Origin of the sequence: Sphingobacterium sp. LZ7M1 (genome assembly GCF_024296865.1) — a bacterium.
Lineage (GTDB): Bacteria > Bacteroidota > Bacteroidia > Sphingobacteriales > Sphingobacteriaceae > Sphingobacterium.
The window spans coordinates 3762653-3776700 of the sequence record NZ_CP101134.1; the positions used below are offsets into that span (position 1 = coordinate 3762653).

Annotated in this window: 10 protein-coding genes; 5 read left to right on the forward strand and 5 right to left on the reverse strand. The window is 40.3% G+C overall.

The genetic code is table 11. From position 1 onward, the window contains the following. Positions 1 to 265 precede the first annotated feature (265 nt). From pruA to NMK93_RS16125, 5 genes are all read right to left on the reverse strand, one after another. On the reverse strand, positions 266 to 1903 hold the full coding sequence (pruA, locus tag NMK93_RS16105; RefSeq protein ID WP_185213346.1) for an L-glutamate gamma-semialdehyde dehydrogenase: 1638 nt from the start codon (positions 1901 to 1903) through the stop codon (positions 266 to 268). A gap of 1707 nt (positions 1904 to 3610) precedes the next feature. Then, on the reverse strand, positions 3611 to 4225 hold the full coding sequence (locus NMK93_RS16110) for a superoxide dismutase (protein ID WP_254529602.1): 615 nt from the start codon (positions 4223 to 4225) through the stop codon (positions 3611 to 3613). A 91-nt stretch (positions 4226 to 4316) separates the two neighbouring features. Further along, positions 4317 to 4793, reverse strand: coding sequence for a nucleoside deaminase (locus tag NMK93_RS16115; protein ID WP_185213344.1), 477 nt, complete (start codon positions 4791 to 4793; stop codon positions 4317 to 4319). After that, positions 4793 to 5134 (reverse strand): tRNA-binding protein, encoded by a 342-nt coding sequence (locus NMK93_RS16120; protein ID WP_185213343.1) that lies wholly within the window; start codon positions 5132 to 5134, stop codon positions 4793 to 4795. Before NMK93_RS16120 ends, NMK93_RS16115 begins: the two co-directional genes overlap by 1 nt. 8 nt (positions 5135 to 5142) lie before the next feature. Then, positions 5143 to 5358: a hypothetical protein gene (locus NMK93_RS16125; RefSeq protein WP_185213342.1), complete on the reverse strand. Its 216-nt coding sequence runs from the start codon at positions 5356 to 5358 to the stop codon at positions 5143 to 5145. Between the two features lie 71 nt (positions 5359 to 5429). Here NMK93_RS16125 and NMK93_RS16130 point away from each other — a divergent pair, with 71 nt between their 5' ends. The 5 genes from NMK93_RS16130 to NMK93_RS16150 all read left to right on the forward strand — a co-directional run bounded on the left by NMK93_RS16130 (position 5430) and on the right by NMK93_RS16150 (position 13595). Then, complete coding sequence (locus NMK93_RS16130) at positions 5430 to 6008, forward strand: porin family protein (RefSeq protein ID WP_185213341.1); 579 nt, start codon at positions 5430 to 5432, stop codon at positions 6006 to 6008. A 163-nt stretch (positions 6009 to 6171) separates the two neighbouring features. Beyond that, positions 6172 to 6951: a succinate dehydrogenase cytochrome b subunit gene (locus tag NMK93_RS16135; protein ID WP_185213340.1), complete on the forward strand. Its 780-nt coding sequence runs from the start codon at positions 6172 to 6174 to the stop codon at positions 6949 to 6951. A gap of 49 nt (positions 6952 to 7000) precedes the next feature. Continuing rightward, complete coding sequence (locus tag NMK93_RS16140; RefSeq protein ID WP_185213339.1) at positions 7001 to 8935, forward strand: fumarate reductase/succinate dehydrogenase flavoprotein subunit; 1935 nt, start codon at positions 7001 to 7003, stop codon at positions 8933 to 8935. Between the two features lie 46 nt (positions 8936 to 8981). Further along, positions 8982 to 9758, forward strand: a complete 777-nt coding sequence (locus NMK93_RS16145; RefSeq protein WP_175486344.1) for a succinate dehydrogenase/fumarate reductase iron-sulfur subunit — start codon at positions 8982 to 8984, stop codon at positions 9756 to 9758. An 84-nt stretch (positions 9759 to 9842) separates the two neighbouring features. After that, positions 9843 to 13595, forward strand: coding sequence for an ATP-binding protein (locus NMK93_RS16150; RefSeq protein ID WP_254529604.1), 3753 nt, complete (start codon positions 9843 to 9845; stop codon positions 13593 to 13595). Positions 13596 to 14048 lie beyond the last annotated feature (453 nt).

Sequence of the window (14048 nt, forward strand, 5' to 3'; positions counted from 1 at the left end):
AATGAGCCGAAGCCTTTTGGTTACTTTTGGGCTTCAAAAGTAATGAAGATAATTGGTATCCCTGAGCTCCTTCGTCTGTTTGTTCACTTTTGCGCTCCAAAAGTAACGAAGAATCTAAAGTTTGTTTTCTTTCTTAAATAAATGACATTGCCCGCTAGGGGTTGTATTTTGGAATGTAGCTTCGACAGTTATCGGAACCGAAGGGCAGCACAAAAAAAAGGAGCCACCTTTTCAGATAGCTCCCATGACTTATTTTAATAATATTCTATAATTCCTCAGATAAGAAAGGATAACGGTAATCCACATCTGGATTAAAGGTTTCCTTAATCGTTCTAGGAGATACCCAACGCAATAGGTTGATCATAGATCCTGCCTTGTCATTGGTACCTGAACCTCTTGCACCACCAAATGGCTGTTGTCCAACCACGGCACCTGTACATTTATCATTGATATAGAAGTTACCAGCTGCATTACGTAAATAATGAGTTGCTTCTTCAATTGCATAACGGTCTTGAGAGATGATAGAACCCGTCAATGCATAGATTGAAGTGGTATCAACCAATTTCAAGGTTTCAGCCCATTTCTTATCGTCATAAACATAAATTGTCAATACTGGACCGAACAATTCTTCTGACATCGTTTCGTAATCAGCTTTCTCAGCAACGATAACCGTTGGGTTAATGAAGTAACCTTTAGATTTATCGTATTCACCACCGATTACAACCTCTGCATCTTTAGACTCTTTGGCTCTATCGATATATTTTGTGATCTTATCGAAAGCCTTCTCATCAATAACCGCATTGATAAAGTTGCTGAAATCTTCCGTTCCACCAATTTTGAAGGTTTTGATGTCACGCTCCATTTTTTCTTTAAGCTCCTTCCAAAGAGATTTAGGAACGTAAGCACGTGATGCAGCTGAACATTTCTGTCCTTGGAATTCAAATGCGCCACGTACCAATGCTGTATTCAATACATCTAAATCAGCAGATGGGTGAGCTAAGATAAAGTCCTTACCACCAGTTTCACCTACGATACGTGGGTATGTTTTGTAAAGGTGGATATTCTCACCAATTGTTTTCCAGATATCTTGGAATACACCGGTTGAACCTGTAAAGTGTATACCAGCGAAATCAGGGTGTTTGAAGATCACATCACCAGCATCAGGTCCTGATACATAAACCAAGTTGATCACACCTGCAGGTACACCAGCTTCTCTGAAGATCTCCATCAACACATTCGCTGAATAGATCTGTGTGTTTGCTGGTTTCCAAACCACCACATTACCCATCATCGCAGCACTTGTAGGTAAATTACCTGCAATAGCTGTAAAGTTGAACGGAGTCAATGCAAACACGAATCCTTCAAGAGGACGTTGCTCTACTCTGTTCCATACATTTTTAGGGTTGATTGGAGGTTGTTGTTGGTAGATTTCGCTCATGTACTTCACGTTGAAGCGCAAGAAATCTGCAATCTCACATGCTGAATCAATTTCTGCTTGGTACGGGTTCTTAGACTGACCTAGCATGGTTGCAGCATTCAATTTATAGCGATATTTTGTAGAGATCAACTCTGCAGCTTTCAAGAAAATCGCAGCTCTTTGTTCCCATGGAAGATTTTCCCAATCGTTTTTAGCAGCTAAGGCAGCATCGATCGCTTCCTTGACATTCTCTTTAGTACCTTGATTAAAATAACCTAGCACATGTTTGTGATCATGTGGTGGTGTGATTTTTACTTTCTTACTGGTGCGAACTTCTTCGCCTCCAATGTACATCGGGATATCTATTTCTGTTGCTCTTGCAGCAGCAATAGCTTCTTTTAATAAACTTCTTTCTTTAGTCCCAGGAGCGTATGAGTAAACGGGCTCATTCGTTGGCGTAGGAACTGTAAAAAAACCTTTCAACATAATTAAAAATTATTTTTTTGATTCATAAAAATACTCAAAACCGGACGGACGATCCGTCCAAAAAATTCCAATAAGATCAATAGAACGATAAATTTCCCCCTCTAAGATTTCCATCAGAATTCTTCTTACGAAGATACTCAATTGAGAAACGGAATGAACAACATATCTGAACCGATAATAAACATATTTTGTCCATTTTTATTTACTTCTAATCAAAGATACAAAATAAATGTTTACTTAAATTAACCCATATAGGCATTAAAACACCCCAAACAGCATCATTTTAAGCATATTAGGACCATGAGGCAAAGATTTTATCCTAATGATAAACAACTTCGCTTTCATTAGCTGATTGATCTCTTCATTTGCTCGATTAACAATTATCTAATTCTTTTGTTCAGCTCGTTAAAAAATTTAACATAACTAGAACAAAATGGGTTTAGAAATAATAAATAGACAGTGTTAATATTTCATTTCCATAAAAACCATAAACTCTGGTTTCATTCGAGACATATTCGAGAATCATTCGAAGGACAATGCAGAATGCTCCGAATATTCTTGGATAATTAAATTAAACATTTTGCGATTTTTCGGAATGTGTCTCGAATGAGGTCAAGTCCTCCTCAGAATAAAAAATTTGGACTAAATTTATTCGGAGTTGATGACAGCTTGTTGGCAATGAAATAAATTGGCTCTTTTATTTCTAAATATAGAACCACATCGGGGTTCCATTATTTTAGCTGGCATGTCACGTTAGCTTGGAATTAATGCAAAAAGGATGTTCGATTAATCGAACATCCTTTTTGCGCGGCCCCTATATTGTTCAATATCATTTCTAAAATAATACTGCCCTTCTAGGGCAGTATGTCGTAAAAAAATAATCTTTTCCGGTGTCAAAATGAGAAACGAAGGTTCTCGGATATTTACAGACATAATCAATTTCGGATGACATTGGTCTTCAGGCCCTTTACCTTCGCCCCCCCTAGCTGTCGTCCTGACGAAGGAAGGATCTCGGAATTTTACAGACATATCAATTGCGGATGGCATTGGTCTTCAGGCCCTTTACCTTCGCCCCCCCCTAGCTGTCGTCCTGACGAAGGAAGGATCTCGGAATTTTACAGACATATCAATTGCGGATGGCATTGGCGTACAGGTCCTTTACCTTCGCCCCCCCCTAGCTGTCGTCCTGACGAAGGAAGGATCTCGGAATTTTACAGACATATCAATTGCAGATGGCATTGGCGTACAGGTCCTTTACCTTCGTCCCCCCCCTAGCTGTCGTCCTGACGAAGGAAGGATCTCGGAATTTTACAGACATATCAATTGCGGATGGCATTGGCGTACAGGTCCTCAATCTTCGATTGAGAATGACAAGGTCATGGGGGGGAGAAACGTACAGATTCTTCACTGATCGTTCAGAATCAAAATACGCTATTGAGGGATTCTTCGCTTCGCTCTGAATCTATTTTTTAATTTATTTTGGATTGTTGTCATCGTGAGCACAGCGAACGAACTGTTTTTTTTAATGAAAATTGATTGAAAAACATTCCCCCCCCCACGCTGTGGCTTCACCATTACAACCATCCAGGTTCTACAAACGTTTCACCCTCGCTGTGGGTTTTGCTAGATTCAAGCTTTCATTGAGACCATAAAAAAAGCGGATATCTGCATTCAGATATCCGCTCTCTAAGAATAATCTATTATGGATTAACCTTTTTTAGCTTCCGCGTAACGTTTAGCTACGTCATCCCAATTTACTACGTTGAAGATCTCTTCTAGGTAGGCTGGGCGTTTATTCTGATATTTTAGGTAGTAAGCATGTTCCCATACATCGATACCAAAGATTGGAGTACCTTTTACTTCAGCAACATCCATCAAAGGGTTATCTTGATTAGGAGTAGATACTACATCCAGTTTACCGTCTTGACCAACGATTAACCAAGACCATCCTGAACCGAATCTACCAGCACCTGCTTCTTGCAATTTCTTTTTCAATTCTGCGAATGAACCGAAAGTAGCATTAATATCATTTGCTAAATCTCCTGTAGGCTCACCACCTGCATTTGGGCCTAAAACCTTCCAGAAAAGATCATGGTTCCATACACCGCCAGCATTGTTTCTCACTGCTGCTGGGTACTTGCTCACATTCTTCAGGATTTCTTCCAAAGAAAGGTTTTCTGCATCGGTACCTGCAATAGCTTTGTTCAAGTTGTCTACATATGCTTGGTGGTGACGATCATGGTGAATGATCATTGTTTCTTTATCGATAGATGGTTCTAATGCGTCTGCTGGGTAAGGTAACGCCTCTAATTCAAATGCCATAACGTTTATATTTTATTTATTAATTATCAATACACGAATATAACAATTTAAGCGCGTTTTTGTTTCGTTTAGGCGCCAATTTGTGGATAACTCAACGTTTATTACGAAAAAAAGACATCATGAGTTCGGCACATTCCTTTTCCAGCACGCCCGACTGAATGATCGTCTTGGGATGGATGATTTTTTCATGGATACTGGAATAGCCTCTCTTTTCATCGCGGGCCCCGTAGACAATCTTGCTGATCTGGGTCCAATAGCTTGCACCGGCACACATTACACAGGGCTCAACAGTCACATAAAGGGTGCAATCCTTCAGATACTTTCCTCCGAGAAAGTTCGCCGCTGCCGTAAAGGCCTGCATTTCTGCATGGGCTGTTACATCATTCAACCTTTCGGTCATATTATAGCCCTTGCCAATGATCTTTCCATTGGACACAATGATGGCACCAATCGGGATTTCATCTTCCTCAAAGGCTTTCTTGGCAAGCTTCAAGGCTTCCTGCATATACTGCTCATCAAGACTGGGGATACCTTGTTGAGGATTTTCTTCGAAATTGTACACCTTCATTACTTCAGCTTTGCACCGTTCGGAACCTTTCGTTCCACGGTTGTCAAAATAATATCTCCATTCTCATCCTCGAATCCCGTTACCAAGCACTCGGACATAAAATTGGCAATCTGTTTTTTAGGGAAATTCACGACTGCCACCACTTGTTTACCAATGAGCTCTTCCTTGGAATACTGTGCAGTGATTTGGGCGGAGGACTTGCGGGTCCCGATCTCCTCACCAAAATCTACCAGCAATTGGTAGGCTGGCCTTCGGGCTTTTGGGAAATCAGAAACTTCCAATATTGTCCCTACCCGTAGATCCACCTGTTCAAACTCTTCCCAACTGATCAACTTCTCCATATCCTTCCTTATAGTCTATTTGACTCCAGGTCGGTCAATTCTTTGGAAAGGGTAAACACGACATAGTCTACATTACGGTTCAATCTTTTGGCAAGACGTTTCAAAAGTTCTTCCTCTTGGCCTGGACTGTATTGCAAGTCTTCTTCGGAAAGAGTGTTATATTTTCTTTTCAGTTTTAGTTTTAATATGGGCCATTCTTCGGCACTGATCTTGAAATTATACATATTAATATGCGCTTATTGAATAAAAACTACTAATTTAGTGTTTGGAATTAGTAAATATATAAATTTTTGATATGAAAAAAATCTTACTTGGATTAGCTGCCTTATTCTTATGCGTTCAGGCAACGCAAGCACAATTATTACCGAGCTTAAAGTTGGGTATTAAGGGCGCAGTAAACTTTTCGAGCTTGAAATCGGATGGTTCATGGTTGAATTCAGATACAAAAGCTGGATTCCAAGCAGGTATTTGGGGACGTGTAGGTGTTGCAGGTTTCCACGTTCAGCCGGAGTTGTACTATACGCAGAAAAAAGCTGGATATGAAACTGAAGATGGAACAAACAGTGAAGCAACCTTCAAGAGTGTTGATTTACCAGTTCTTTTAGGTACTAGAATTGGCTTAGGTCCAATCGGCGTACGTATCCAGGCAGGTCCAGTATTTTCATTCGCTCATGAGGGAGATATCAAATCGGTAGCCAATACAGATGCTTACAAAAAATCATCGACTGGAATCATCGGAGGTGTTGGTGCTGACATCAGCAAATTCACTGTTGACTTGAGATATGAACATGGCTTGAGTAATATGAGCAAAGATAATGCGCACAAGCAAAAGATCAGTATGTGGTCAATTGGAGTGGGTTACTCTTTCTTGTAAGCTCTTAATAATAAAAAGTTTTTGGCCTGATTTGATAAAAATCGGGCCTTATTTTTTGGCGAAAATTAGAACCATTCTAAATTAGGTCTTTTTTATACATAAATCTCATTTATATGTCATCAAATAGATAGATTTGCGTACTTAAATTAAATTCATAGTAATAATGAGTAAATCAAAGCCAGTATTAACATCTTCACTAGGGAAGAAACTAATCATGAGCTTGACGGGATTGTTCTTATGTACTTTCTTGATAGTTCACTTGATCGGTAACTTACAACTATTTAAAGATGATGCGGGGTATGCGTTTAACAATTACGCTTATTTCATGACCCATTTTACCCCGATTAAAGTAGTATCATACCTACTTTATCTTTCTATCATTGTTCACGCGGTTTATGCTCTTATCCTAACTACAAAGAACAAAGCAGCACGTCCTATTGGTTACAACCAGTATGATGGAAACGCAAACAGCGCTTGGAATTCTCGTAACATGGGAATCTTGGGTACTGTTTTACTAATTTTCATTGTTACACACATGCAAAACTTCTGGTTTCAGTACAAATTTGGAACTACTCCTTACGTAGAGTACCGTACTGAAATCTCAACGGGTAACCAAGAGGTTTTACAGTTAGACGATATTCCTTCAGATTACATCGGGTATGTTCAATACGAAGACGCTGGATTTGAAGTAGTTAAATCTAAAGATTTATACAGACAAGTGGCCGTTACTTTCCAAAACCCTTTATTGGTTGGATTGTACCTTTTAGGAATGGCAGCATTAGCTTTCCACTTGATCCACGGTTTCCAATCTGCATTCCAAACGATTGGTTTCAACCACAGACGTTACAAAGGCATCATTAAAACAATCGGAATATGGGTATTCGGAATTATTATTCCAATCCTATTCGCGTCTATGCCATTGTATTTTTATTTTGTTAAATAGGTTATTTACAGATTACGCAATAGCAAGATCTTATAAATAAATAAAGGATATGTTAGATTCAAGAGTACCTTCAGGCCCTTTGGCCGAAAAATGGTCAAAACATAAATTTGAGATGAAGCTGGTCAACCCAGCCAACAAGCGTAAGTTTACCATTATCGTTGTTGGTACAGGTTTGGCAGGAGCATCTGCTGCCGCTGCATTAGCAGAATTAGGCTACAACGTTAAAACATTCTGTTATCAGGACTCTCCAAGACGTGCGCACTCTATTGCTGCACAAGGGGGTATTAACGCTGCGAAAAACTATCAAAACGACGGTGACTCAGTTTACCGTCTATTCTATGATACGATCAAGGGTGGTGACTACCGCGCTCGTGAGGCAAACGTATACCGTTTGGCTGAAGTTTCGGTAAACATCATCGACCAATGTGTTGCTCAAGGTGTTCCTTTCGCACGTGAATATGGTGGTCTATTGGACAACCGTTCATTTGGTGGTGCACAGGTATCACGTACGTTCTACGCACGTGGTCAAACGGGACAACAATTATTGCTAGGTGCTTATTCAGCGCTTAACCGCCAGATTGAAGCTGGTAAAGTAAAATCCTACACTCGTCACGAAATGCTAGATTTAGTAAAGATCGATGGCGAAGCTAGAGGTATCATTACACGTGACCTTATCACCGGTGAGATCGAAGCTCACGAAGGTCATGCGGTATTATTATGTACTGGTGGATACGGAAACGTATTTTTCCTTTCTACAAATGCAATGGGCTGTAACGTAACGGCTGCATGGAGAGCGCACAAACGTGGAGCTTTCTTTGCTAACCCTTGTTATACACAGATCCACCCTACTTGTATCCCAGTTACCGGTGACCATCAATCCAAATTGACTTTGATGTCAGAGTCCTTGCGTAATGATGGCCGAGTATGGGTTCCAAAGACAATTGAATTGGCAGAGAAACTTCGTAAAGGAGAATTGAAGCCTAAAGATATCAAAGAAGACGATCGCGATTACTTCTTGGAAAGAAAATACCCTTCATTCGGTAACTTGGTACCCCGTGACGTGGCTTCACGTAACGCTAAGGAAATGGTTGACGAAGGACGTGGTGTTGGTAAAACTGGAGTAGCGGTATTCCTGGACTTCGCTGAAGCGATCCAACGTTTAGGAAAAGATGTAGTCGAAGCTAAGTATGGTAACTTATTCGACATGTATTACCAAATTACTGACGAAAACCCATACGAGCAACCAATGCGTATCTACCCTGCGGTTCACTATACCATGGGTGGTGTTTGGGTTGACTACAACTTGATGACAACGGTACCAGGTTTATACTGTTTAGGAGAGGCTAACTTCTCTGATCACGGTGCTAACCGTCTAGGTGCTTCGGCATTGATGCAAGGTCTTTCTGATGGTTACTTCGTAATCCCTTACACTGTAGGTGATTACTTAGCGAAAATCGGAAACTTCAAACCTGTTGACAAAAACAATCCTGCATTCGAGCAAACCCGTAAAGAGGTTGAAGAAAGAATCAACAAGTTATTGGCCCTTAAGGGTAGCAAAACGGTTGATGACATCCACAAGAAATTAGGCCACATCATGTGGGAATACTGTGGAATGGCTCGTACAGCAGAAGGATTGGAAAAAGCAAAAGGCTTGATCCAAGATCTTCGCAAAGAGTTCTGGACTGACACGAAAGTATTGGGACAAAACGAAGAGTTGAACATGTCCCTAGAAAAAGCTGGCCGTGTTGCAGACTTTTTGGAATTAGGAGAATTAATGGTTGACGATGCTTTGAACAGAAATGAGTCTTGTGGTGGTCACTTTAGAGTGGAATCACAAACTGAAGAAGGAGAAGCAAAACGTAATGATGATGAATATGCATATGTTGCAGCTTGGCAATACAATGGTGATAACCAACCAGAGATCTTGCACAAGGAATCATTGGTATTCGAAAACGTTAAGTTAACACAAAGAAGTTATAAATAAGCCAAAGGGCTTCCTGTGAAGCCTTTTGCTACTCAAAAATATTATCATGAGTGCACATATGAATTTAACGCTAAAAGTTTGGCGTCAGAAAAACTCAAATGACAAAGGACAATTCGTGACTATCCAAGCTAAGGACATCGCTGATGATATGTCTTTCCTAGAAATGCTGGATGTGGTAAACGAAGACCTAACTCGTCAAGGGGAAGATCCTATCTATTTCGACCATGACTGTCGTGAAGGTATCTGTGGAATGTGCTCCTTAGTTATCAACGGACGTCCTCATGGGCCAAAATACGGTATTACAACTTGTCAGCTGCATATGCGTTCTTTCCACGATGGCCAAACTATCGTGATTGAACCATGGAGAGCTGCTGCATTCCCTGTATTGAAAGATTTAGCTGTTGATAGAACATCATTTGACAGAATCCAACAAGCAGGTGGTTATATCAACATCAACACTGGTGGACCGCAGGATGCCAACAATATCTTGATCCCTAAGCGTATCGCTGATGAGGCTTTCGAATCGGCAACCTGTATCGGATGTGGAGCGTGTGTTGCTGCATGTAAAAATGCTTCAGCTATGCTATTCGTATCGGCTAAGATTTCACAATTCGCATTATTGCCGCAAGGTCAGACTGAACGCTATGAACGTGCTCAGGCAATGGTTGACCAAATGGACGCAGAAGGTTTCGGTAACTGTACAAATACTGGAGCTTGTGAAGCGGAATGTCCAAAAGGCATTAAATTAACAAACATCGCAAGAATGAACCGTGAGTATTTTACGGCGAAATTCTTCCGTCAAGAAGACGTTCACCAACACTAAGGTTGAATTTCTCTATAAAACTCCTCGTAAAATTATTTGCGAGGAGTTTTTTATTTATATTTACCCATTAGTAAAATCAGATAAATGGGTAATAAAATAAGAATCCTCTTACTAATCCTAACTGTATCTTTCCTCGCTACCGCCATCATGATCAACAAAATGGTAACCAAGGAAGATATGTTGGAATTGGATACTAGAACTCTTTCAAATAACATTCATCAATACGAAGACATTGTAGACGAGCTGTGGGCAGATTCTAATCTCATGAAAGCCTTCGTCAATGTTGAGGTCTACCCTACCCAAGTCCTAGATGTAGCCAAGAAATACGGCGACAAATACAAGATCTTCTTTTATATCTATAAGGACCATAAACCCATATTCTGGAGCAACAATATCTATGTTCCCCTTACGGATGGCGGCATCCAATCGGATGTGGTCTTTATACAGGAAGACAATCGATCCTTTATCCTCAAACGGAAGACATTAACCTCCAATACTTCTGTCCTCGCACTAATCCCTGTAAAGACCAATTTCTCGATTACCAATGAATATCTCGTCAATCATTTCTTCAATGAGCTCATTGCCACCAACAATCTGACCATTGCAGACTATACGGATACAGAGAACATAAAAAACATCTATAGCAAGACAGGGGCCTATTTATTCTCGGTTAAGCTAAATCAAGGGAAGCATGACAATATTTTTATGGATATCCAATTTATGTGTTGGGTATTCGCTTCGATCTGTTTCCTGATCTTGGTCAATAATATCTGTCTAATGATTGCAAAGAATGGCAGACCCTGGTTTTCACTTGCCTTCTTTACCTTTACTTTGATCCTGACCCGGTATGTGGATCTAAACACAAACTGGCTGGCATCCTCATCAAGCATTGGACTATTTGACCCTAAATATTACGCTTACAGTCCACTCCTTCCTAATCTCTGGGGTTTCTTTATGACCACCCTATTGGTAGGCTGGCTGGTTTTTTATTTCAGGGTTATCCAACCTTACCTTAGGATCCCATTGAAGAAACTGACTGGAAACCTAGCGACCATTACTGCCTTGCTTTCAATTTTGGGGATCTACCTGATCAGCAACTTACTGTTTTTCCATCTTTCTACCCTGATTACGAACAGTACCGCGGTAACATTGGACCTGACCAATTTACTTTCCTTTAACTCCTACAGCTGGTTGAACATCTTGATCATGTGTATCAACATGGTTATCCTGCTCTATTTCATAGATACGGTTGTCAATATCTTAAAGTCAATCCTACCGAATACAACATCCTTTCTGAACATTCAATTGATTGCTTTGGTTACAGCGATCATCTTGAATGCCATTTTTGTTGGCGACAATACCTTCTTTAACATCTTCTTGGCGGGCATCATCATGCTAAGGGCCTATAGTAAACTGAAGGTAAACCTGGCCATGTCCACTTTTATCCTTACCCTGGTTTTTCTAGCGTTCATGACCACCTCCGTCTACACCAGAAGCTTGGAGTCAAAGGTAGAAAGGGAAATGAAGGTGACGGTAAATCAGTTGGAAGCAGAGGACGACCTAAATGCCACCGCCTTGTTTGTGGATCTGGAAAGGAAGATAACAGCTGACGAAGGATTGCGACAATCTTTCGCCATCAGCTTGCCAAACACGCAGATTGACATTATCAATGAATATATCAAGAACACCTATTTCAGTGGTTACCTTTCGAAATTTGAGTTCAACGGTTATTATTATTACAATGACCAGGCCTTAGGCAACTATGAGAACAATAAAATCGATGAATACAGGGAGAAGGTAATCAATAAGTCCACCAAGGTTCAACAGACAGAACATTTCTACCGTGTCCGTAGTGACTTGGGAACCCATGAATATTTCCTGCAATTTGATATACCAGTCGATACGACCGAAGACCGTGTGGTCCAAGTATTCATCAACCTCAAGAACAGGGCCTATGGCACGACCATGCCTTATCCAGAGATCCTTTCGGATAGCAAGGTGGAATTTATCAGGAACTACCAGAGCAATGCAACCTCCTTTGCACTATATCGTGATGGAGCATTGGTCACCCAAAATGGTTCATTCACCTACCCCAACAAGGATGATGCCTTTGGCGGGAAGGTACAGCAATACATAACAAGGGATGACTATAATGGCTACTTTAACCTGGTCTATAAACCGGATCCTAATACCACCCTTGTGGTCAGCACTCCGCAGCTAAGCTTATGGCAGTCTGTCGCGGTGTTCTCCTTCCTATTCCTATGCCTGTACATCTATTTCCTGATATTCGATGGTATCAAATATTTCTTTAGTACCATTACACAGAAATCATTCAATTTCCGAAGTATCAAATACCACTTCAAATTATTGATAAACCGTATCCAGTATAGTACGCGTATTCAGACCATGATCATTGGTGTCGTGATCTTTGCGATCGTAATCTCTGGATTTATTTCCTTTATCAGTATTTCGGGTCAATTGGAAAAATCGAAGGTGCAGCAACGTCTAGGGTATATCATGGATGTAGTAAAAAAGATTGAGAACAAGATCCAATCTTCCGATAACCTATCCGAGGCTGAAATACAGGACTTTGTAAAGAATTTCTCCGAAACCTCGGTCACTGACATCAACCTCTATAACAAAAACGGAAAGTTGATCTTTACCTCCCAACCCAAGATCTATGATATGGGATTGGTTTCAAGGTTTATTAATCCGATCGCGTTCAATAACCTGAACGTTCTCAAAAAAACGGATTCCTTTATCAAGGAGAATGTTGTGACCTTTGAATACAATTCAAGTTATGCAACTATTAAAAACAATGAATACAACAATATCCTCTTCTTAAATATTCCATACTTTACATCCGTAGAGGAAGAAAATGAAAGCCAAAACTTATTGTTGAATACCCTCTTGAATATCTATACCATCATTATCCTAGGGTTAGGTTTCTTAACGGTCATGGTTGCCAACTCCATTACCAAACCATTGAGCTTGATCGGTAAAAAGCTTTCCCAAACGATCTTCAGCAATAAACCAAACGAACCATTGTACTGGGAGCGTGATGATGAAATCGGCGCCTTGGTCAAGGAATACAATTTTATGATCGTGAAGCTGGAGGAAAATGCCAAACAGTTGATGAATGCTGAACGGGAATATGCTTGGCGCGAGATGGCTAAACAGATTGCACATGAAATCAAGAATCCATTGACTCCAATGAAATTGGGGATCCAACAATTGACACGTAGTTATACGGAGGATGACCCGAGGTTTGAAGAACGGTTCTTTAGGATTTCAAATTCCTTTATTGAACAGATCAACAGCTTGAGCAAGATTGCTACTGAGTTTTCAAATTTTGCCAAGTTACCAGATACCAATTTAGCAAAGATAAACCTGATCGAAAAGATCAATAAATCTGCGAACGTCTACCATAACAACCATAATACGTACATTAAGATTATCAATAACACAGATGATGAGAATGTTTATGTTTTGGGAGATAGGGATCAACTGCTGAGGACCTTCAATAACTTGATCAAAAACTCCATTGAAGCATCGATTGGAAGAAAAAAACATCTGATCAGCATCTTGATCGAGCATTTGGACCAAAAGAAAGTCAAGATTATCGTGAAAGATAATGGGATGGGCATTCCGGCCGATGTGATTCCAAAGATATTCCAACCAAACTTTACAACGAAAAGCTCCGGGACAGGACTTGGATTGGCCTTTGTTAAGAAAACCGTCGAGTCCATGAATGGAGACATCTCCTTTGTGACTTTTGAAGGCATAGGAACGACTTTCACTATTATCCTACCTCTTTATGAGGAAGAAGATAAATAAAGGTTTAAAAGCCAAGAAACGGCTGTTTTGGAAAGGGCTATGGTTCGCTTCTGATGAGAGCTTTGGAAATAAAAGCTTTTGTTGGGATGAAGGCTTTTTCTACACCCTCTTTGTGTCACCTTGAAGGGTCTCGGAACTATTCATGCTTCATTTAAAATAGCTTCCTCATCTTACGATTTTGGAATGATAGCAATCCTTAAAAAAAATAGATTCTTCGTTTCACGCTGAACCCCTCTTTAGCGTATTTTGATTCTGACCGTTCAGTGAAGAATCTGTACGGATCTCCCCTTCATGACCTTGTAATTCTACATCGAAGATTGAGGACCTGTTCGCCAATGTAAATTATTGTAGATTGAAGAACCGTGCGCCAATGCAATGTGTTTTCAAATGGATTTTGCATGGTTCCGAGATTCTTCGTTCCTCAGAATGACCCCAAAAAGGGATTAAAAATGG

Bases quoted from the DNA above. Each gene is read 5' to 3' on its own strand.
- pruA (WP_185213346.1), bottom strand. From the start codon at position 1,903: ATGTTGAAAGGTTTTTTTACAGTTCCTACGCCAACGAATGAGCCCGTT.
- NMK93_RS16110 (WP_254529602.1), bottom strand. From the start codon at position 4,225: ATGGCATTTGAATTAGAGGCGTTACCTTACCCAGCAGACGCATTAGAA.
- NMK93_RS16115 (WP_185213344.1), bottom strand. From the start codon at position 4,793: ATGAAGGTGTACAATTTCGAAGAAAATCCTCAACAAGGTATCCCCAGT.
- NMK93_RS16120 (WP_185213343.1), bottom strand. From the start codon at position 5,134: ATGGAGAAGTTGATCAGTTGGGAAGAGTTTGAACAGGTGGATCTACGG.
- NMK93_RS16125 (WP_185213342.1), bottom strand. From the start codon at position 5,358: ATGTATAATTTCAAGATCAGTGCCGAAGAATGGCCCATATTAAAACTA.
- NMK93_RS16130 (WP_185213341.1), top strand. From the start codon at position 5,430: ATGAAAAAAATCTTACTTGGATTAGCTGCCTTATTCTTATGCGTTCAG.
- NMK93_RS16135 (WP_185213340.1), top strand. From the start codon at position 6,172: ATGAGTAAATCAAAGCCAGTATTAACATCTTCACTAGGGAAGAAACTA.
- NMK93_RS16140 (WP_185213339.1), top strand. From the start codon at position 7,001: ATGTTAGATTCAAGAGTACCTTCAGGCCCTTTGGCCGAAAAATGGTCA.
- NMK93_RS16145 (WP_175486344.1), top strand. From the start codon at position 8,982: ATGAGTGCACATATGAATTTAACGCTAAAAGTTTGGCGTCAGAAAAAC.
- NMK93_RS16150 (WP_254529604.1), top strand. From the start codon at position 9,843: ATGGGTAATAAAATAAGAATCCTCTTACTAATCCTAACTGTATCTTTC.